The sequence below is a fragment of the Paenibacillus sp. FSL H3-0469 genome, assembly GCF_038051945.1.
GTDB lineage: Bacteria > Bacillota > Bacilli > Paenibacillales > Paenibacillaceae > Paenibacillus_AQ.
In genome coordinates this window covers 2,925,515-2,946,603 of sequence record NZ_CP150302.1, presented here as the reverse complement: position 1 = coordinate 2,946,603, position 21,089 = coordinate 2,925,515, and the positions used below count along the sequence as shown (strand labels likewise).

Sequence of the window (21,089 nt, the reverse complement as noted above, 5' to 3'; positions counted from 1 at the left end):
ATATGAATTCAGTCACAGGGGGAGTCAGGAATGGAGCAGCTTGCCGGAGGTTTGGAGCTGGAACGGTACACCCGGCAGCTGAGGCTGCTCGGGGAAGACGGGCAGAAGGCGCTGAAGGAAGCGACAGTTATGGTGGCCGGAATCGGCGGGCTTGGCGGAACGGCTGCACTCTATTTGGCGGCGGCTGGCGTGGGCCGGCTTATTCTGGCTCATGAGGGGGTGATTGTGGCCCCGGATCTGAACCGGCAGATTCTGATGGGCAGTGAGCATCTGGGCCAGGAGCGGATGAGTACGGCGATTGCCCGGCTGAAGCAGCTGAATCCGCATGTTGAGATTGAAGGCTATAATTCCAGAATTGAATATCCTGCGGCATGGCCTTGGGTAGAAGCAGCCGATATTGTAATCGATGCCCGCTACGACTTCCCGGAGCGTTATGCGCTGAACCGGCTGTGTGTGGATACGAATACACCGATGGTGGAGGCGGCCATGTATGGCTTTGAAATATCGCTCACTACAGTGATTCCCGGACTTACGCCTTGCCTCGAATGCCTGTATCCGGAGTTGCCGCCGCAGTGGGAGCCGCTCGGCTTCCCGGTTCTGGGCGCCACCTCCGGGATTGCCGGTTGTCTGGCAGCGCTGGAGGCCGTAAAATGGATTACAGGGGTAGGGACAACTTACGCGGGCGTAATGCATCGCTTCAGCTCACTCGACTTCGCCTGTTATAGCGTCCGTATTGCCCGTAATCCGAATTGCGCTTGCTGCGGAGAGGGAGGTAAACCGTGAAACGTCTCAAGCTATGTGACACGACACTCAGGGATGGTGAACAGGCGGCTGGAGTTTCATTCACGAGGGCGGAAAAGCTGGAAATCGCAAAGTTGCTGTCGGAGAGCGGAGTAGAGCAGGCAGAGGTAGGCATTCCTGCCATGGGCAAGCGGGAGCAGGAGGATATTGCCGCTGTTGCTGAGCTGGGATTACCCATGAAGCTAATGACATGGAACCGCTCGGTCCCCGCAGATATTGACAAGGCCAAGGCTACCGGCTTGAACTGGAGCCATATCTCCATTCCAGTGTCGGAGATTCAGCTGCAGGGCAAGCTGGGGCTGACGCCCCGGGAAGGTCTGAACAAGCTGCTGCGTACCGTGGAGTACGGGCTGCGGCAGGGTATGACCGTATCGGCAGGCATGGAGGATTCCTCCAGGGCGGAGTTGAGCTTCCTGATTGAAGTGGTGAATACCTTATACAAGGAAGGCATCCGCAGGTTCAGGTATGCAGATACCGTCTCGGCCCATCATCCGGGCCAGATGGCAGAGCGGGTAAGCCGGCTGCTGGGAGAAGTGCCTGGGGATGTGGAGCTGGAGGTACACTGCCACAATGACTTCGGGCTGGCCTGCGCGAACACGCTCAGCGGCATAGCGGCCGGAGCGGTGTGGGCCAGTACGACGGTGGCCGGGATTGGCGAGAGGACCGGCAATGCGGCCATGGAGGAAGTTGCCATGGCCTGGCGCTATTTGTACGGCGGGGAATGTGCGGTCCGGCTGGAGGGGCTCCAGGGCCTCGCAGACAAGGTCATTGCCGCATCCGGCCGCAGTGTCGGTGATGCGAAGCCGGTCGTGGGGCAGCTCGCCTTCACCCATGAATCCGGGATTCATGTGGACGGGCTGATGAAGGAGCAGGAGACGTATCAGTTCTTCGATCCGGCGGTGGTTGGACGGGCGCACCGCTTCGTGCTGGGCAAGCATTCAGGCAGCGGCGGCGTGGCTCATGTGCTGGAGCAGCTGGGACTTGCGGTCAGCGCCGAGACGGCCGGCCGTCTGCTGGAGAAGGTCCGGGCCTACGCTGAGGCCCGCAAGGGCACTGTGCCGGAAGTCATGCTGCTGCAGTGGCTGATGGAAGAACAGCAGCGCGCGCAGAATGCGGTGTAGGCAACGCACTATAGATAACAAAAAGCAAAAAGAAGCGGAGGGGAAATTTGGAGCTGTAGGAGCGATAGCGTTTTATATATGTTGATGCTTAAGCTGGGCTGTTCTCCATGTGGAGTGCAGCGCAGCTTTTTTTTTGGAATACAATGGCTGATGATATCCTGGTCTGGCAGGGCGGCGGGGAGAATAGACTCCACTTTGACGGAGGATTTTGTTACAATTTGAGCAGGCTGTAAATAGGCAGAGCGTATGGAGAAGGGAAGGCATCACTTTGAAGAAAACGGTATTTTTCGATATTGACGGTACGATCTATGATGAAGACAAGAATATTCCAGCTTCCACCAGAGAAGCGATAGCGGAGCTGAAGAGACGCGGGCACCATGTAGCAATTGCTACCGGAAGAGCGGATTATATGTTCGAGGGGCTGCGCGAGGAGCTGGGGATTGACTCGTATGTCTCGCTGAACGGGCAATATGTGGTCTATGAAGGGAAGCCGGTGTACAAGAACCCGATTGCGACCAGCGTGCTGGAGGAGCTGACCTTGTTCGCGGAGAAGCTGGATCACCCTGTTGCGTATACGGATACGGCGGGCATGAGAGTGAATGTGGCCGATCATGAGTACATTAATACGAGCGTTGGTTCGCTGAAGCTGGTATTTCCGACGCATGATGCGGGATATTTTCTGAAAAATGACATTTACCAGGCGATGATCTTCTGTCCGCAGGAGAGCCAGGTGGTATATGCCGGGCGGTACCCTGAGCTGAATTTCATCCGCTGGCACCCGCTGTGTATGGATGTGCTGCCCGGCAACGGCTCCAAAGCGAACGGGATCGCGGAGATGCTGAAGGTGATCGGGGTGGAGAAGGAAGAAGTCTATGCTTTTGGCGATGGCCTGAACGATGTAGAGATGTTGGGGTATGTCGGGTATGGCATTGCCATGGGCAACGGCGAGAAGGCAGCGAAGGAGGCCGCCTCCTTCATTACGAAGTCTGTCCGTGAGGACGGCATCTATGAAGGCTTGAAGATGGTCGGGCTGCTGTAGGCAGGAGAACCCGGTTGCTGTGTCTCATTTCATTAAACTTACGAGAGGATATGCTTACCTCCAGGGGCGTTGCCCGGAGCAGTAAGGCTTAGACGGGTATTCGGTTGCAGTTTATGCAATCGAATACTTTTTTTTGCATTTTGAACGGGTTTCACTCCATACAGCAGAAGTAGTCGAACTGCGATCAAATATGATCACTGGGGCAATCGCAGGCCGGTTTACCCAAAATAAATATATGCCTACGGGATAAATGTCCATGCCCCTCTTGGGTAAATGGAGTAGGATACATAGAGTCTATAGGAGGTGAGGGATATGGGGAGTATGGAACAAAAGAAGAAAAAGCGGAGCTGCAAAGAGGAGCTTACGGGATGCCCTCTGCCAAGAGCGAAACGTCCTGCGAGAAAACGGAAGGACAACAAATGCAACTGCAAGAAGATTATTGTCAAAAAGCAAATTGTCCGCGTTAATATTCCATTAGGTGCTTTGGGAGCGGCTGGAGCAGCAGGAGCCTTGGAGGCGGCTGGAGCAGTAGAGGCCTTGGGATCAGCGGGGGCAGCGGGAGCCGCCGGAGCGCTGGGAGCGGCCGGAGCAGCGGGAGCGCTGGGAGCAGCCGGAGCAGCGGGAGCGCTGGGAGCGGCTGGAGCAGCGGGAGCAGGCGGAGCGGCCGGAGCAGCAGGTGCCCGTGGAGCTGCCGGGCTTCTGGGGGCAGCCGGAGCAGCGGGAGCGCTGGGAGCAGCGGGAGCGCTGGGAGCCGCCGGAGCACAAGGCGCACTGGGAGCAGCGGGCACAGCCGGAGCGCTAGGAGCCGCCGGGGCGCTAGGCGGCATCGGTCCGGCAGGCCCGGCGGGACCTGCCGGAGCAGCGGGAGCAATAGGCCCGGCGGGGCCCGCCGGAGCAGCAGGAGCTATAGGCCCGGCGGGGCCCGCCGGAGCAGCAGGAGCTATAGGCCCAGCGGGACCAGCCGGTGCAACGGGAGCTGCCGGGCCAGCGGGGGCAACCGGTGCTACGGGCACAGCAGGGCCTGCAGGTGCAACTGGAGCAACTGGAGCCGCCGGACCGGCCGGGGCAACCGGTGCCACAGGAGCGGCTGGCGGAATTGCCCAGTTCGGCTACGTCTATAACCTCGGTGCGCAGGTAGTGCCGATTGAGGCAGATGTGTCTTTTGATACGAACGGACTGCTGACCCCCGGGATTACACATGCCCCTGGTACAACTACAATTTCGGTAACTAATGCAGGGAGTTATGAGGTTAATTTCTCCGTGTCCGGAGTGGAGCCCAGCCAATTTGCCTTATTCGTGAACGGGGCGCAGGTTCCGGGAACAGTCTACGGTTCAGGTGCAGGAACCCAGCAGAACACTGGGCAAGCTATCCTTGCCTTGTCCTCTGGAGATGTACTGACGCTTCGGAACCACAGCTCGGCTGCTGCTGTCACATTGCAGACGCTGGCTGGAGGGACGCAAGCCAATGTGAATGCTTCGATTGTAATTAAACAGCTTGCATAGCAGGTTAAAACAGACCAAACTGCTTGGATAGAGAGCGGTTTGGTAAAGGAACGGGGTACCCGATCGGGTACCCCGCATTTTTTTGCAGCAATGATCCAAAAGGTTGGAAATCCCTCAATGAAAGACGGCTCTTCTCAGCTTGATGGCGAAGGGAGCGGCGCATGTCTTTTAAAATAAATTGTTATTCACTTCAGTGAGTATGGTTAAGATATATTAAATGTCTTATACAACAGGAATCAAGAGCGGAGGCGTCTGAATTGAACCCTAAATGGTGGAAAGAGAGCGTAGTCTACCAGATTTATCCGATCAGCTTCATGGACAGTAACGGCGACGGAATTGGAGATCTGCGCGGGATCTTGTCGAAGCTTGATTACTTGCAGGAGCTCGGCGTGGATGTGATCTGGGTCTGCCCGATTTATAAATCCCCGAACCATGACAATGGCTATGATATCAGTGACTACTGCGACATTATGAAGGAATTCGGAACGATGGCGGATTTCGATGAACTGCTGCGTGAGATGCATTCCCGCGGCATGAAGCTGATGATGGACCTGGTGCTGAATCATACCTCGCATGAACATCCGTGGTTCGTGGAATCGAGAAGCTCGAAGGACAATCCCAAGCGGGACTATTATATCTGGCGCAAAGGCAAAAACGGCGGCCCCCCGAACAACTGGGAATCCTACTTCAGCGGCTCGGTCTGGGAGCTGGACCCCCGGACGGATGAATATTATCTGCACCTGTACTCCCGGTTCCAGCCCGATCTCAACTGGGAGAATCCGGCGGTCATCGATAAGCTGCACGAGATGGTGCAGTGGTGGCTGAAGAAGGGGGTGGACGGCTTCCGCTTCGATGCCATTGCCCATATTGTGAAGGCAGAGGGCTATCCGGATGCCCTGAATCCTGGCGGTACTCCGACGGTCCGCGCCTATGACATGTTCTCGAACCTGAATCATGTGCATACCCTGCTGCAGAATCTGCACGATCAGGTGCTCTATTACTACGATATCATGACGGTAGGGGAGACCTCGGGGCTTGGGCCGGAGCAGGCGCTGGATTATGTCGGTGACGGACGCCGTGAGCTGAATATGACCTTTCAGTTCGAGCATATGAATCTGGATGCTGCCTCGCCGGGCAGCGGGAAGTGGGATGTGGTGCCTTGGAAGCTGACAGATCTTAAGGCGATCATCAGCGATTGGCAGACCGTCCTGCATAACCGGGGCTGGAATGCCAACTATCTGTGTAACCATGACCAGCCGCGCTCAGTCTCGCGGTTCGGCGATGACCTGTACTACCGGGTGCCGTCGGCCAAGATGCTCGCCACCTTCATTCATATGCTTGAAGGCACGCCGTATATTTATCAGGGTGAGGAGATCGGCATGACCAATGTGGCCTTCGAGTCGATCGATGATTACCGGGATGTGGAGACCTTGAACTATTATGAGGAAAAGCGCAACGCCGGTGTTCCCGAAGCCGACATCATGGCTGCGATTCATACCAAGAGCCGTGACAATGCCCGGACTCCGATGCAATGGGATGATGGCGAGGAAGGCGGGTTCACCACAGGTACGCCCTGGATCAGGGTCAACTCGAACTCCCGGGAGATTAACGCGGCCAGCAGCGTCAAGGACCCGGACTCTATTTACAACTATTATAAGAAGCTCATCCAGCTCCGCAAAAAACATCAGGTCATCGTCTATGGTGAATACGGACTCTTGCTGGAGGAGCATCCCGAAATCTATGCCTATACCCGGACGCTGGAGGATCAGCGCCTGCTCGTGATTCTGAATTTCTTCGGACATGAGCCGGTCTTCGAGCTGCCGGAGGAATTCCAGACTGCCGCGAAGCTGGAGCTGCTGATCTCCAATTATGAGCCTGCCAAGGAGGAAGATCTCCAGCAGTTGAAGCTACGCCCTTATGAAGCGCGCGTGTATCTGCAGCGGTTAGATCAGGGTTCTGCTTAAGCGAACGAACCTACAACCGGATCTGGAGATGTGCAGCAGTCCCGGCGGAAGTACCGGGACTGCTGTTTGTTATGCGTAAAACCGAATACATATACGCTGCGAGATCATACGTTTTTTATCCGCACAGTGATCCTGTTCCTTTAATTATAAATAAATGATTATGTGTTGCAGGTCTGTGACTTCGCTGGGCTTCTACAGTAAAAGGCGGTACAATAGGCGTTATTAGAGACAGGGATAAGCCCGTGCGGTGAAGCGGAGTATGGAGGGAGCTAGGAGAGAGATGAGTGAGTGGTATGAGAAATGTTTTGGCGAGGACTATCTGATTGTATACAGACACAGGGATTTCAGCGGTGCGCGTCATGAGGTGGAGAGCATGATCCAGTGGCTTGGCCTGCCCCGGGGCGCGAAGGTGCTGGACCTCTGCTGCGGCATGGGCCGCCATTCACTGGCTCTGTCGCAGGCTGGCTATGAAGTAACAGGTGTGGATCTGTCGAAGGTGCTGCTGCGTGAGGCGTGTGCGCAGGCTGGGGCAGAGCAGGTAACCTGGCTGCAATCGGATATGCGGGAGCTTCCGCTTGCGGGCGGCTTCGATGCTGTGGTCAATTTGTTCACTTCCTTCGGGTATTTTGAAGAGGATGAGGAGCAGATTAAGGTGCTTAAGGAGATTTGCCGGATGCTGAAGCCGGGGGGCCGGTTCATCATTGATTTCCTGAACCCGGCTTACGTCATCCGCCATCTGGTGCCCCATTCGGTCCGGGAGGACGGAGATGTTCGGATTGACGAGACCCGCCGGATCGAGGAGGGGTATGTGAAAAAGGATATCCTGCTGACCTCGAAGGCCGGGAACGCTCCGGCCCGCAAGTGCCAGGAACGGGTAAAGCTCTACACGCTGGAGGATTTCCGCAGAATGCTTGCCGCTGCCGGGCTGCGGCTGGATACTGTTCACGGCGGCTACGATGAAGAGGAATATAACGCTGAATCCTCGGCCCGCATGATCTTCATGGGAGGTAGACCTTAGAGATGGCATCAGGGAGAGGGCTTAGAGGAGGCGGAGGAAGGTTGAACAAGGAGATTATTCAAGCTTGGGACGGCGGAGTTCTTCAGGTATCGGTGCCAATGGGGCTGCCGCTGCGCCAGGTTAACAGCTATCTGCTGCCGGATAAGGACGGCAGGGTTACGGTCATTGATCCAGGCCCGCATACACCGGCTGCCGAGCTTGCCTGGCAGGGGGTGCTTGAGGCACTGAGCCTTACCTGGACGCAGGTGCGGGATATCGTGGTGACCCACCATCATCCCGACCATTACGGGCTGGCGGGCTGGATGCAGTCCCGCAGCGGAGCGCGGGTATGGATGAGCGAACGGGCGCATGCCGAGGCCGGTCTGGCCTGGGGGGAAGCGGCGACTCTGAATGAGGCGCTGCCGCTCTTTTTCCGGCGGTATGGGATGCCGGAGGAGTGGCTTGCGGGTATCCGGGAGCATCTGGATAGCTTCCTGCCTGAGGTGACCCCGCAGCCGGAGGTCACCTATATCAATGACGCGGAGCCGTTTGTGATGGGCAGCCGGAAATGGCAGCCCATTATCACAGGCGGGCATGCGCCGGGGCATGTGTCGTTCTACCACGGCGGCAGCGGGCAGATCCTCTGCGGCGATGCTGTGCTGCCGCAGATCTCGCCCAATGTCGGCCTGCAGCCGGGCAGCGATCCGCAGCCGCTGCTGACGTTTCTGGAGGGGCTGCAGGAGCTGCGCAGCCTGCGGGTTACGCTGGCGTTCCCGGGCCACCGGGAACCGTTCCCGGGGTTCACGGCGCGGGCGGACAGCCTGCTCCGGCATCATGAGGAGCGGCTGGATACTACAGCCGCGCTGCTCGCAGGCGGACCGCAGAGCGGGTTCGCGGTCTGCGAGGGGCTGTTCCGCAGCCGGGTCGCGACAGCGCACCAGATGCGGTTCGCCATGAGCGAGGCGCTGGCCCACCTGGCCGAGCTGGTGCGCCGGGGGCGGGCAGCCGAAACGGAGGCTGGGCCTGGCGGCAGCCTGTTTTTCACGGCTGTGGAGTAAGCCGGCGCAGGAAACGGTGCAGGCTGCTGGCAGCAGATTACAAGATATTGTACTCTGCTGCCACTAACCTGCATTTCATCACATGTAGTTGATCACACATGCACGTGGCTCATAACACGCAGTTCATCACACGTAGCTCATTACACGTAGCTCATCAAACGTAGCTCATTACACGTAGCTCATTACACGTAGTTCATTACATGTAGCTCATTACACGTAGCTCATCACACGTAGCTCATCACACGTAGCTCATCACACATAGCTCATCACACGCAACTTACGAAACGTAGCCCATAACATGCAACTCACAGCTCACAATACGTAGCCCTAATTCAATGCTCATAACCCTCCGCTTATACCCGCTGCTGATGCCCCCGCTGCACACAACCTGCTGACCGAAAACCGCTCATTAACCTATTGTTGCCCTCACACTCTTCTGGAAACCTCGACTATTGGAACACCTGAAAGAAATGACTAATTTATTGGTGAAGTTTGCAGCCTGTCAACAACACTACTCATTCCTCCTCCAAAGTTATCTGTAAGTGGTGAGATGTGATAATCAGAGGGATAAATCCCTTTGATCTAGCTGAAAGTGGCCGGGGAGCGTGAATGAAGAGCACAAGTGCACCTGAATTAGCCGAAAGTCGGCGGGAAGCGAAAATGAAGAGCACAAGTGGACTCCTGTCAAGAAAGTAGACAACAACTACATCGTTTTTCGCTTAAATGTGGCTGCAAACTGAACCGGAGAAACGTAACCCAGCGCCCCATGGATTCGTTTGCGGTTGTAGAAAAATTCAATGTACTGGAAGATGGCATCATACGCCTGTTGCTTCGTTTTAAATCGATTCCAGTACACCAACTCTTTTTTTAAGAGGCTGTGAAACGATTCGATACAGGCGTTATCATAACAGTTTCCTTTGCGGCTCATGCTTGCAGTCATCTGGTACGACTTTAGGCGTTCCCGGTAGTCTGCAGAGGCGTACTGGGAGCCCCGATCCGAATGATGAATCAAGCCCTTCCCGGGGCGTTTGGCCTGATAAGCAGCGTCCAGAGCGCCTTGTACGAGGTCAGTGGTCATCCGGTCGCTAAGCCGCCAGCCGACAATCTCCCGGGTACACAGGTCCAGTACGCTCGCCAAGTACATCCGTCCTTCCCGGCAGGGAATGTAGGTGATATCCGCCACCCACGTCTGGTTCGGCTTTTCCGTGTGAAATTGCTGGTTCAACAGGTTGGGGGCAATGGGTAACGGATGGTTGGAGTCGGTGGTGCATACCCGAAATCGTTTCGCGACACAAGAGCGCAGACCGAGTTCCTTCATATACTTTCCTACGGTGCGTTCACTGACCCGGTGCCCTTCACGTTCGAGGAGAACCTTGATTTTGGGACTGCCATAGCGACCCTTAGAGTCATGGAAATGATAGGCTATCCGCTTTAATAGCAACGCTTTGCGGGTGGCTTGGGGGCTAGGTTCTGCTGTTCTCCATTTGTAATAACCGCTCCGGGACACCTGAAAGACACGGCACATCTTCTCCACAGGGAACTCGGAGCGATGATCTTCAATAAGCTGAAATCTCAGTTCTTTGGGTTGCTGAAGATGTGCACTGCTTTTTTTAGGATGGCCATCTCTTCGGTCAGGTCTGCGAGCTCTCGCTCCCTCTCCTTCAGTTGACGTTCCAGCTCTCTGTATTTGTCTGGAGTAATGATGGGCTCATTCTCAAACTGCCGATACTGTCCTAGCCATTTATGCAACGTTTTGGCGGGGATGTCCAGCTCCAGGGCCAATTCCGCTACCGTTTTCGTCTGCTCCTGGATGTACTTGACGGTCTGTCTTTTGTATTCTTCATTGTAGCTTCTCCGTGTTCCACTCATGGGGACACCTCCTCGTTAAACTAATTATCTCTATTCTCTTAACGGGTGTCCACGGTTAACACTAACAGCAAAGTGCACCTGAATTAGCCGAAAGCGGGCGGGAAGCGTGAATGAAGAGCACAAGTGCACCTGAATTAGTCAAAAGTCGGCTAAAGGCGAAAATGAAGAGCACAAGTGCACCTGAATTAGCCGAAAGTGGCCGGGGAGCGTGAATGAAGAGCACAAGTGCACCTGAATTAGCCGAAAGCGGGCGGGAAGCGTGAATGAAGAGCACAAGTGCACCTGAATTAGCCAAAAGCGGGCGGGAAGCGTGAATGAAGAGCACAAGTGCACCTGAATTAGCCGAAAGCGGACGGGAAGCGTGAATGAAGAGCACAAATACATTTGAATTAGCCAAAAGTCGGCGGGAAGCGAAAATGAAGAGCACAAGTGCACCTGAATTAGCCGAAAGTGCACCTGAATTCTGCACACCTGTTGTTTTTTTGACAACTGTTAAATATAATAAATGCAACTAAGTGCTCAGGCGAAGGAGATGTAAGAGAGATGGCGGTGGACAGGCGGATCGGGAAGACGCGGGATGCTATTTTTAAGGCGTTTCTTAGTCTGATGGAAGAGAAGGGCTTTGAGCAGATTACGGTACATGAGATTGCGGAGCGGGCTAATGTCAGCAGAGGGACTATCTATCTGCATTTTGTAGACAAATATGATCTGCTGGATCAGTGTGTTGAGAAGGAAATGACGGAGCTGCGTGACCGCTGTATGGGCGTCCAGGAGAATCTGGATTTCACCTCTTCCGGTCCTCTGCTGCGTACGGCTGAATATGTGGAGCAGCATGCCACCGTCTTCATTACATTAATTAATAACAGCGGCATTCCTGCCTTAAGAAGCCGTCTGCATGCAATGCTGATGGAAGGACTGGCGGAGCAGATCGATATGGATGGTGTGAACCAGGGGATGAACAAGGAGATGCTGCTGCATTTTATGGCCTCTGCTGCTGTGGGAGTCATGGAATGGTGGATTACACACTCGCTGCCTATTTCGGCCAAAAAGCTGATAGAGGATATCACTATCCTCCTCGAACGCAATCAGATGGGACCGCAGCCGCTGGAGGCTCTGCCTAGACAATAAGTTACCTGTGCCGTCCAGCGGCCTGCGGTTATTCCCATTCTTAAGAATCCGGCTGAATCACCTTCATCTTGGACGGGTTGTTGATTTTGTATTTGACCGGATGCTGGGAGAGCTTCTTGGCTACAATCTTCGCTTCAAAAGAAACGGGGTCGCCCTCCTTGAGCTCCAGCTTCTTCAGCGTGGCACTGTGGCTTGACCAGACTTCGTCAATGGCCAGCTCATGCCCTTCTATCACTACATTGTCATAGATAATCACTTCATCATCGTTATCCGAGAAATGGTTGGGAACGGTCGTGAATTCTTTGACAACCGCTGTAACCTTAAGCTTGTCTTCCGGCAGCTGCAGGGCAGGCTTCTTTTTGGAGGCGGCTGGCTTACGCGGCTTCTCTGCAGGAGCCGTTGTCTCCGCAGCGCTCTTACCTTCCGCAGCACTCCCACTCTCTGCACGCTCAGCAGTATCGCCCTCCGCAGCACCAGCATTTCCCGGACCCTCCGCATCAGCCTCACCGCGAACCTCCGGATCACCCTCAACCGGCTGGTTCTCCAGCAGCTCGGCTTCTCCGGCAGCTTCTGCCGGGTCCTCGGACCGTGCATCCGCCGCCGCTTGCGCGCGCTGGCCGAAGCTTCCGGTCTGCATTTCTTTGAGGTACGCCGGGTGGATACAATGCTGCTGCTTATTCTCGAACTGGACCACCACCGTCTGATTATCCACAAACCCTACGATTTCACAAGGCAGGGTCAGGCCCTGCCGCTTGTACAGATAAGTCTTGACCCGGGTGGCTGACCCGGGCAGAAGATTCCATTCCTTGCACCGCTCAATCCGCTCATCCTCACTCTCGAACTCCTGGACAGCCAGCGGCTCCACTACGAACGAATAGGTCATGCACACTTCGCACCTTTCCTGTTATAAATAATTGCTCTCGGCTTATTCCGGCAACGTCTCCTCCAGCCGGCTGCGCCGTGCAGCCTCTTCCGCGTCCTCCGGGGCATGGGGCAGACCCAGCTCCTGCTCGCGTTCCGCCTGCTTGCGGTGGGCAATACGGCTGCTGGCCGCTGCGGCTACAGCCCCTACGATATCATCCAGATAGGTATGGATCTGGCCGGTGGTTTTGTCATTCAGCCTCTCCAGTACGCCGGGCTTGAGTTTGTCCACGTAACCATAGTTGGTGAACCCGATACTGCCATATACATTAACGATCGAGAAGGCGAGAATCTCGTCTACCCCGTACAATCCTTCATCGTTCTCAATCATATCCTGGAGCGGCGAGAACAGCTTGCCCTCCTCCGCCAGTACGTCGAGCTGGATGCCGGTCAGCACCGCATTTTGCACCTCACGCTTGCTGAGTACCATCTCAACGTTATGAATACATTCCTCCATGGTCAGGCCCGGATAGTATTTCTTTTGCAGCATCATGACAAGCTCGGCAATCTCCTCCAGGGTGACCCCGCGCTTGTGCAGCCAGTACCGGGTTGCTTCGGCAACGGCTTTGCTGTTGAGGCTGTAAGGAATTTTGGCATCAGTCATAGGAAGTCCTCCATTCGTGAGTCGGGTGTGATGTGGGTATGTACTAAATTGTACGCAAGCGGCAGACCGATGTCCAGAAACGTCCGGATTTGTATCCCGCAGGCAGGTTGAGCTTGGATGAACATAGCAGTGTCCGCCCCCAAGCAGGGGTTCCGGCAGAACTTCTGTAATTTAGGATAAGCTGTTGTTATTTTTTGGACACAGGGCTCGTATACATAGCAGTACAAACTGATCTTAACGCTAGAAAGGGGTAATGAAGATTGATGAAACCAGTGAAACACCTCCGCGGGGCGTCTGCGGCTTGCCTGCTGGCCGTTCCGCTTGTGCTCTCCGGCTGCAGTCTGTTTGGTTCCGAATCCGCTGCTGTAGACCCGCCGCCCGCCGCCGTAGAAGCTCAAATGCTGCAAGTGAGCGGGGAAGATACGCTGGATACTGGTGTATTCGGGCCGGCCTCTCTGGATGAGACGAATCTGTCCGCCGGGGTGAAGGATACCGGTGCGCCTGCTGTAGCCGGGGAGCGGACCACTGTGTATCTGGAGGATCAGAACGGTCTGCTGGCTCCGGTGGCTCTGTCTTTTCCGAAAAGCGAGGACACGGCCATGCTGAAGAATTCCCTCACGGCTCTGGTCAGCAAGGGGGATTATGCCTCTGCACTGCCTAAGGGCTTCCAGGGCGTACTGCCCGCAGGGACGAAAGTAAACAGTGTATCTGTCGGCCAGGACCATGTCGCTATTGTTGAATTCAACTCGGCGTTTAACGACTATGAGCCTTCGGATGAACGCAAAATCCTTGAGGCGCTTACCTGGACACTGACCGGTCAGGATGACATCAAGGGAGTACAGCTCTGGGTCGATGGCAAAAAGCTGAACGAAATGCCGCTGCAAGGCACACCGCTGGATCGCCCCCTGTCCCGTACGATGGGGATTAACCTGCCGAAGAACAACTCACTGATGATGAATTCCAGCGCAGTTACAGTCTACTTCGCAGCGGCTTCACCGGATGGCGGCCACCAGTATTATGTTCCGGTTACCCGGTTTGTACCCGCTGGCGGGGATACGGTGAAGGCGGCGCTGAGCGAGCTGATTGCCGGACCGCAGTCCGAGAATGGTCTGGAGATGGTCATGACGCAGGGGACGGTAGTAGATTCTGTAAAAGCAGGGCAGAACGGAGTGGTCACCGTATCGCTGACCGATGATATGTTCGATGGCAGCACAAGCATTCCTGAGGAGATGCTGGAGTCGGTCGTGCTGACGGTGGCCCAGAATACAGATGATTCTCTGGTACAGATCCGCCTGAACGGCAAGGATACGGTTACGGGCACCAATAATGTCGATTACGGACAGCCGGTCTCCGCGCCGGAATATGTGAACGAGCTGCCGCTTTAGAGCGGATCCTCCCGGCTTAAAAAGATGCTTTTGTGCCTACTCTTTGATAGAATAAAGTATTGTTCATCCGAATAACGGTCAGGAGCAGCGGTGCCGTTCTCTTCCATAGGGGGCGGCACCCGTTTCTGCGTATAAGATACGGATGAATATATACACAAACTTTGCGCTATACGATGTAGGAGGCAGAAAAGATGAGATCAAACGGACGCAACGAAGATCAGCTCCGGCCAATAACGATAACGACCCAGACCAACAAATATGCAGAAGGCTCCGTCATCATTGAGATGGGAGATACCAAGGTCATTTGTACGGCAACCGTGGACGAGAAGGTCCCGCCGTTTCTGAAAGGACAAGGCAAGGGCTGGGTAACCGCCGAATATTCGATGCTTCCCCGCGCGACCCAGACCCGCAACCAGCGTGAAGCGGCGCGCGGCAAGCTGACCGGTCGGACCATGGAAATCCAGCGTCTGATCGGACGGGCCTTGCGCTCCGTGGTGAATTTGCAGGCGCTCGGCGAACGCAGCATTACGCTGGACTGTGATGTGATTCAGGCAGACGGGGGGACGCGGACGGCTTCGATCACGGGCGCTTTTGTAGCGATGGCCTTCGCCATGAACAAGCTTGCCCTCCAGAATAAGCTGACGGTCTTCCCGATTACAGACTACCTGGCGGCTATCAGTGTGGGTGTCGTCGGCGACAAGACGCTGCTCGACCTGAATTATGAAGAGGATTCCAAGGCGAAGGTGGATATGAACGTGGTCATGACGGGCAGCGGCGCTTTCGTTGAGGTTCAGGGCACGGGCGAAGAGCGGCCGTTCACCCGCCAGGAGCTGGATCAGCTGCTAGGTCTCGGAGAGAAGGGGATCTACGAGCTGATCGCTGTGCAAAAAGAAGTTCTTGGCGCCATCGCGCTCAAAATCCCTGCCGGCCAGACCGGCCAAGAGGTGTAGGATGAAGTCCGGCAGCGGAGTTCTGATTGTCGCGACGAAGAACAAAGGCAAGGTGCGGGAGTTCCAGCATGCCTTTGCTCCCCTGGGACTTACAGTCAAAAGCATGTACGACTACCCGGATCTGCCGGATGTGGTTGAGGATGGGGCCACTTTTGCCGAGAATGCCTTCAAAAAATCCCGTGCTGTAGGGGACGCTCTTGGACTGCCGGTGCTGGCAGACGATTCCGGTCTCTGTGTAGAGGCGCTGGACGGAAATCCCGGCGTGTACTCGGCCCGCTATGCCGGTGAGGCGGCGGATGATGAAGCGAATAATCTGAAGCTGATGAGCGAGCTGGAACGGCTGAAGCAGGGTGAGGATACTGGACAACCGCTGCTGAGTCCCGCCCGGTTCGTCTGTGCCCTGTCGCTCTACGATCCGGCGGACGGCCGGGAATGGACGGCTGAGGGTACGGTTGGAGGCTGGATTACCTCGGAGCCTGCGGGTGGCGGCGGTTTCGGCTATGACCCGCTGTTCTATCTCCCCGAATACGAGAAGACGATGGCTGAGCTGACGCTTGAGGAAAAGCAGGCGATCAGCCACCGCGGAACGGCGCTGCGGCGTCTGACCGAGAAGCTTGCTGCCGCGCAGAGCAGCGGTCAATAGAAGATTTGGAGCCCTGGAAGCAGCCCTTAAGCAGACTATGCTTGGGGCTGCTTCCTGTTTTTTTAGATAATAATCCCCCCTGATTATGGAAATTTATCCCTAGCATATCCTCCGGCTTTGTATGAGAATAAGAGTTGACTTCACCCCTTCGCAGATCCTGCATCCTCCCGCAAATCGCCGCATTCTACCCACCTGAACTTTACCAGACAACAACGTAGGCCGCAGTGGAGCGAGTAATCCGTATGCTGCTGAGCTGCGCTTTTTGAGCTGTCTAATGCTAGTCTACCAGTCAAACTGCCAGGAATTTAATAGTTTCAGAGGGTGAAGGTCAAGGCCAATCGGGTCCGGGAGGTGAACGCTGAGCTTTCTCATTCGCAGCAAGGGAAGAACGGTCACTTAATATCCTTGATGGCAGAGGCGCATGGATGTCCATGAAGCAGGCTTTACAGGCTACGCATTGAACCGGGGAGGTAATTACGAAATGGCCTTTATCAAAAGAAAATCCTTTGTGCTTGGCTTGGCGGCAGTCCTTTTCCTTACTCTTTTTTCGGCTTTTGGTGCAAATAACAGAACTGTTCAGGCAGCCGGTGACTACAAGATTGTCGGCTATTATGCTTCATGGGCCGCCTATGGGCGGGCTTATAATGTAACGGATATCGATCCTGGCAAAATGAATGTCATCAACTATGCCTTTGCTGACATCTGCTGGAACGGAATACACGGCAATTCCGATCCGACCGGACCGAATCCGGTCACCTGGTCCTGCCAGAACGAGCAGGGGCAGGCGATCAGCGTTCCCAATGGCACTGTAGTGCTGGGCGATCCCTGGATCGATGCCCAGAAAAGCTTCGGCGATGACAAATGGGATGACCCGATCAAGGGGAATCTGAAGCAGCTCTGGAAGCTGAAGGACAAGAATCCGAATCTGAAGACGATGATCTCCGTCGGGGGCTGGACCTGGTCCAACCGTTTCTCGGATGTGGCTGCCACAGCGGCAACCCGTGAGGTGTTCGCGAGCTCCTCCGTGGATTTCATCCGCAAATACAAGATGGACGGTGTCGATCTGGACTGGGAATATCCGGTCAGCGGCGGACTTGCGGGCAACAGCTACCGCCCTGAGGATAGGCAGAACTACATCCTGCTGCTCCAAAAGATCCGGGAAAAGCTGAATGCCGCCGGGGCTGCTGACGGCAAAACGTATCTCCTGACCATTGCCTCGGGTGCAGGTCCGACTTACATTCAGAATAACAATCTCAGCGGAATCGCCTCCGTGGTGGACTGGATCAACATTATGACCTATGACTTCAACGGCAGCTGGAACCCTACTACCGGCCACAATGCACCGCTGTATTATGACCCGGCAGCCGCTTCATCAGGATTGACCGAGCCGGCGAACTATAATATCGACAAGGCAGTGACCAGCTATCTGAGTGCAGGCGTACCGGCGAATAAGCTGGTGCTCGGCATGCCGTTCTACGGCCGGGGCTGGGGCGGTGCCCCTGCTGCGGGCAACGGACAATATCAGGTGTCCGCCGGGATCTCCCAGACCGGAACCTGGGAGAAGGGCAACTACGATTTCAGTGATCTGGAAGCCAATTATATCAATAAGAACGGTTATACCCGTTACTGGAACAATACCTCCAAGGTCCCTTATCTCTATAACCCGTCCAACCAGACCTTCATCAGCTATGATGATGCCGAATCCATCGGCTACAAAGCCAGCTACTTGAAATCCAAGGGTCTTGCCGGAGCCATGTTCTGGGAGACCAGCGGAGACCGCAATAAGACGCTGCAGACCAAGCTCAGTGCAGAGCTGGGCGGCGGGGTGGTGACACCTACAGCAACGCCGGTGCCGACGGCGACGGTGAAGCCATCAGCCACGCCGACCGCAACGGTGAAGCCATCGGCCACGCCGACCGCGACAGTGGCACCAACGGCGACGGTAGCGCCGACGGCAACGGTGAAGCCATCAGCCACGCCGACTGCGACAGTGGCACCGACGGCGACGCCGGGGCAATGCTCTACGGCAGCCTGGAGTTCCACCGCTGTCTACACACAGGGACAGCAAGTCTCCTATGGCGGGCTGATCTATCAGGCCCAGTGGTGGACGCAGGGAGACCGGCCGGATCTCAGCGGTGCCTTCGGGGTGTGGCGGGTGACCGGTACCTGCGGTAACACTACCCCGCAGCCGACAGCTACGCCACTACCGACAGTAAGCCCTTCAGCTACGCCGACGATAGCGCCAACTTCTACTCCTGTAGTGACGCCAGTCCCTTCGGCTACCCCAGGTGCTGCTGCCTGGAAAGCGGGCACTGCTTATAGTACCGGCAGTATCGTGACTTACAACGGGCAATCCTACACCTGCCTGCAAGCCCATACCTCACTTGCCGGCTGGGAGCCGAATGTCACTCCTGCGCTCTGGAAGCTGAACTAAAGGCGGAGCAGATAGCGCGGAAATCCAGCCATAGGGAATAGTAAGCCTAAGTATAGAACAATGAGCGGTGCCGGCTTTAAGCTGGCACCGTTTTTTAGTGCTTTTCTGAATGATACGTTGCTGCGAGCGATCCTGCTTATTTAATCTGCTTGCTATTATGATTAGTGAGCGGACATAGTTGGAAAAAAGGCATTTAATTTCGCTGAAACGCGGTCCTTGTAGGAAGCAGTTGGAAAAAGTACAGTTAATCAGCCGGACTCTCTCGATTCACGAAAAAACGGACCGATTAAGTGTTGTTTTTCCAACTAATTTCTATATGTGCCACGATGACCCCGAATTAGATGTACAATATCCACCTGCTTCATCCGCCGAGCTCCACTCCCCGCAGAATCTCAGATTTCCCGTCCCAATATGGTGGTTTGCACCATATTTATAGCTAATTCTGTGCCTTGGAGGTTTTGGAAGCAGGATTTCCGGGTACGGAAATTCCGCTTAGTGAGTTTTTTACGCTTCGATTGGATATATTTATGTTTAAATACAATTTAGCCGTCCTGTATCCCGCTTAAGGTTCATAAGCTTCCACAGGCTGAAATATAATGAACAGACAGGCGGCTGCCCCGGCCTCTAAAAATTTGTGAAACGTGATGCCGATTATTTCGTTATAGTAGTATATAGCGGAAGGTGGTGGGTTCACCAATGAGTATGTGGGTATTGTGGTTAATTGCCGCTGGCGTCTTGTTTGTAGTAGAGATGTTTACGTTTACATTCTATTTGTTATGGCTTAGCCTGGGAGCCTTGGCTGCCGGACTGGTTGCGCTTGTGCTGCCGGATGCATGGCTGCTGCAGGTCGTAGCGGGTTCGCTGTTAGCCCTGGCCCTGACGTTCTTCACCAAGCCATTATCTGAGCGGCTGCGCAATGCGCGGGGCTTCAAGGATACGGGTACCGAGATTATCGGCAGGCAAGGTCTGGTCGTTGAACCGATTGAGCCTGGCCGTTATGGGCAGGTCAAGATTGGCGGCGATACATGGAGTGCAACCTCTACAGTGGCACTGGGCAAGGGTCAGCAGGTAATTGTAGTAAGAAGAAGCACGACCATTATTGAAGTAGAACGATGGGGGGATATGTACTAATGGAATTGATAATTATCGGAATTATTATTGTTGTTGTCGTAGTATTTATCGCAATGACGATCAAGATTGTCCCGCAGCAAAGAGTTGGAGTTGTAGAGCGTCTGGGTAAATTCCACCGTCTGCTTACACCAGGTCTGAATATTCTCATTCCGGTAATTGATCAGGTGCGGGTCTATCATGACCTGCGGATTCAACAGGCGAATGTACCGCCGCAGACGGTAATCACGAAGGATAACGTACAGGTGCAGATCGATACGATTATCTTCTATCAGGTAGTGGGTCCGGAAGAAGCAACGTACGGTATCTCCGATTATGTGTATGGGGTGCGGAATATCTCCACAGCCACCATGCGTCAGATTATCGGTAAGCTGGAGCTGGATGAAACCTTGTCCGGCCGTGAAAAAATCTCCTCCGACATCCGTCTCGCGCTGGATGAAGCGACAGAGAAGTGGGGCGTGCGCATTGAGCGTGTCGAAGTTATCGACATCAAGCCGCCGCTCGATATTCAGGAAGCCATGGACAAACAGATGAAGGCAGAACGCAGCAAGCGTGCGATTGTCCTGGAGGCGGAAGCCGCCAAGCAGGATATGATCCTCCGTGCCGAAGGGGATAAGCAGAGCAAGATCCTGAAGGCGGAAGGGGATAAGGAAGCCCGCATCCGTCAGGCGGAAGGTCTCGGTCAGGCGCAGGAGCTGGAAGCCCTCGGCCAGGCCAAGGCGATCGAAGCAGTGGCGATGGCGGAGAAAGCACGGATTGCCATGATCGCCAGCGCAGGACTGGATGAAAGAGTGCTGGCTTATCAATCCTTTGAAGCTCTGACTGACATGTCTAAGGGACCAGCGAACAAAATATTCCTGCCGACCAGTGCGGTGGAAACACTGGGCAGCCTGGGAGCCATTGCCGAAGTATTCAAGGCTGGCAAAGAAGGCAAATAAGAGTAAGACAATTTACAATTGCTGCAGTATCCGTTACAGTTAATAGCACAATCAGGCCGAGGCTTAGCAGGTACGCTTGTACCTCTTAAGCCTTTGCTTATGAAGACTGTTTTGCCGCTGTGCAAGACTTGAAGGAGAAGAACCCATGACGCAAAAAGAAATTTCCCCGCTCGTAGAAACCTTGGGGCTGCAGCCCCACGTGGAAGGCGGATGGTACAAGAGACTGTGGAATTCTCCGTTTGAGATTCCTAAGGACACGCTGGGCGAGGCATACTCGGGCCCGCGCGCTTCAGCTTCATCGATCTATTTCCTGCTTCATGCTGACGAGACTTCGGATTGGCACACTGTGCTGTCCTCCGAAATCTGGCTGTATCATTCCGGCAGCCCGATCGTGCTTAGCCTGGGAGGCAACGGCGCAGAGCCGGAGAACGTAACGGAGGTTATTCTGGGTCTGGATATCGCTGCGGGCCAGCAGCCGCAGGTAGTGATTCCTCCCGGTGTATGGCAGGCTGCACGTCCGTTAGGCGAAGAACCGTCACTCGTCTCCTGCATCGTGTCTCCGGAGTTCCATTTTGACGATTTCAAGCTGATTGACAAGAAATAAGC

Annotated in this window: 19 protein-coding genes; 15 read left to right on the top strand and 4 right to left on the bottom strand. The window is 55.0% G+C overall.

Features of this window, described 5'->3' with window-relative positions; translation table 11 throughout:
- The first annotated feature begins 30 nt into the window (after window positions 1-30).
- From NSS83_RS12740 to NSS83_RS12710, 7 genes are all read left to right on the top strand, one after another.
- Window positions 31-783: a HesA/MoeB/ThiF family protein gene (locus NSS83_RS12740; protein ID WP_341348369.1), complete on the top strand. Its 753-nt coding sequence runs from the start codon at window positions 31-33 to the stop codon at window positions 781-783.
- The gene (locus NSS83_RS12735) at window positions 780-1,922 is read left to right on the top strand and encodes a homocysteine methyltransferase (protein ID WP_341348368.1); all 1,143 of its coding nucleotides are present in this window, start codon (window positions 780-782) and stop codon (window positions 1,920-1,922) included. The genes NSS83_RS12740 and NSS83_RS12735 overlap by 4 nt, the downstream gene beginning before the upstream one ends.
- 268 nt (window positions 1,923-2,190) lie before the next feature.
- On the top strand, window positions 2,191-2,961 hold the full coding sequence (locus NSS83_RS12730) for a Cof-type HAD-IIB family hydrolase (RefSeq protein WP_341348367.1): 771 nt from the start codon (window positions 2,191-2,193) through the stop codon (window positions 2,959-2,961).
- Window positions 2,962-3,273: 312 nt separating this feature from the next.
- On the top strand, window positions 3,274-4,464 hold the full coding sequence (locus NSS83_RS12725; RefSeq protein WP_341348366.1) for a collagen-like protein: 1,191 nt from the start codon (window positions 3,274-3,276) through the stop codon (window positions 4,462-4,464).
- Between the two features lie 257 nt (window positions 4,465-4,721).
- Window positions 4,722-6,428 carry an alpha-glucosidase gene (locus tag NSS83_RS12720; RefSeq protein WP_036699929.1) on the top strand — a complete coding sequence of 569 codons (1,707 nt, stop codon included), beginning with the start codon at window positions 4,722-4,724 and terminating at the stop codon, window positions 6,426-6,428.
- Between the two features lie 280 nt (window positions 6,429-6,708).
- The gene (locus NSS83_RS12715) at window positions 6,709-7,446 is read left to right on the top strand and encodes a class I SAM-dependent methyltransferase (protein ID WP_341184189.1); all 738 of its coding nucleotides are present in this window, start codon (window positions 6,709-6,711) and stop codon (window positions 7,444-7,446) included.
- Window positions 7,447-7,487: 41 nt separating this feature from the next.
- A complete protein-coding gene (locus tag NSS83_RS12710) occupies window positions 7,488-8,483 on the top strand; it encodes an MBL fold metallo-hydrolase (RefSeq protein WP_341184190.1) in 996 nt (331 codons plus the stop codon).
- A gap of 703 nt (window positions 8,484-9,186) precedes the next feature.
- Here the strand turns inward: NSS83_RS12710 and NSS83_RS12705 are convergent.
- Window positions 9,187-10,044 carry an IS3 family transposase gene (locus tag NSS83_RS12705; RefSeq protein ID WP_341348716.1) on the bottom strand — a complete coding sequence of 286 codons (858 nt, stop codon included), beginning with the start codon at window positions 10,042-10,044 and terminating at the stop codon, window positions 9,187-9,189.
- An 11-nt stretch (window positions 10,045-10,055) separates the two neighbouring features.
- Window positions 10,056-10,352: a transposase gene (locus tag NSS83_RS12700; protein WP_341346726.1), complete on the bottom strand. Its 297-nt coding sequence runs from the start codon at window positions 10,350-10,352 to the stop codon at window positions 10,056-10,058.
- 543 nt (window positions 10,353-10,895) lie between these two features.
- On the opposite strand from NSS83_RS12700, the gene NSS83_RS12695 reads away from it, so the two are divergent.
- Window positions 10,896-11,480 (top strand): TetR/AcrR family transcriptional regulator, encoded by a 585-nt coding sequence (locus NSS83_RS12695; protein WP_341184191.1) that lies wholly within the window; start codon window positions 10,896-10,898, stop codon window positions 11,478-11,480.
- A 40-nt stretch (window positions 11,481-11,520) separates the two neighbouring features.
- Here the strand turns inward: NSS83_RS12695 and NSS83_RS12690 are convergent, their stop codons facing one another.
- Both NSS83_RS12690 and NSS83_RS12685 read right to left on the bottom strand, forming a co-directional pair.
- The gene (locus NSS83_RS12690) at window positions 11,521-12,363 is read right to left on the bottom strand and encodes a hypothetical protein (protein WP_341184192.1); all 843 of its coding nucleotides are present in this window, start codon (window positions 12,361-12,363) and stop codon (window positions 11,521-11,523) included.
- 42 nt (window positions 12,364-12,405) lie between these two features.
- Window positions 12,406-13,005 (bottom strand): phosphatidylglycerophosphatase A, encoded by a 600-nt coding sequence (locus tag NSS83_RS12685; protein ID WP_036694809.1) that lies wholly within the window; start codon window positions 13,003-13,005, stop codon window positions 12,406-12,408.
- A 263-nt stretch (window positions 13,006-13,268) separates the two neighbouring features.
- Between NSS83_RS12685 and NSS83_RS12680 the strand changes: the two genes are divergently transcribed.
- The 7 genes from NSS83_RS12680 to NSS83_RS12650 all read left to right on the top strand — a co-directional run bounded on the left by NSS83_RS12680 (window position 13,269) and on the right by NSS83_RS12650 (window position 21,087).
- Window positions 13,269-14,390 carry a GerMN domain-containing protein gene (locus tag NSS83_RS12680; protein WP_341348365.1) on the top strand — a complete coding sequence of 374 codons (1,122 nt, stop codon included), beginning with the start codon at window positions 13,269-13,271 and terminating at the stop codon, window positions 14,388-14,390.
- Window positions 14,391-14,581: 191 nt separating this feature from the next.
- The gene (rph, locus tag NSS83_RS12675) at window positions 14,582-15,340 is read left to right on the top strand and encodes a ribonuclease PH (protein ID WP_340938506.1); all 759 of its coding nucleotides are present in this window, start codon (window positions 14,582-14,584) and stop codon (window positions 15,338-15,340) included.
- 1 nt (window position 15,341) lies between these two features.
- Window positions 15,342-15,983, top strand: a complete 642-nt coding sequence (locus NSS83_RS12670) for an XTP/dITP diphosphatase (RefSeq protein ID WP_341348364.1) — start codon at window positions 15,342-15,344, stop codon at window positions 15,981-15,983.
- 481 nt (window positions 15,984-16,464) lie between these two features.
- Window positions 16,465-18,417, top strand: a complete 1,953-nt coding sequence (locus NSS83_RS12665; protein ID WP_341348363.1) for a glycosyl hydrolase family 18 protein — start codon at window positions 16,465-16,467, stop codon at window positions 18,415-18,417.
- A gap of 696 nt (window positions 18,418-19,113) precedes the next feature.
- Window positions 19,114-19,548 (top strand): NfeD family protein, encoded by a 435-nt coding sequence (locus NSS83_RS12660; protein ID WP_036694816.1) that lies wholly within the window; start codon window positions 19,114-19,116, stop codon window positions 19,546-19,548.
- Window positions 19,548-20,483, top strand: coding sequence for an SPFH domain-containing protein (locus NSS83_RS12655; protein WP_341184196.1), 936 nt, complete (start codon window positions 19,548-19,550; stop codon window positions 20,481-20,483). The genes NSS83_RS12660 and NSS83_RS12655 overlap by 1 nt, the downstream gene beginning before the upstream one ends.
- A 145-nt stretch (window positions 20,484-20,628) precedes the next feature.
- Complete coding sequence (locus tag NSS83_RS12650) at window positions 20,629-21,087, top strand: cupin domain-containing protein (RefSeq protein ID WP_341184197.1); 459 nt, start codon at window positions 20,629-20,631, stop codon at window positions 21,085-21,087.
- Window positions 21,088-21,089 lie beyond the last annotated feature (2 nt).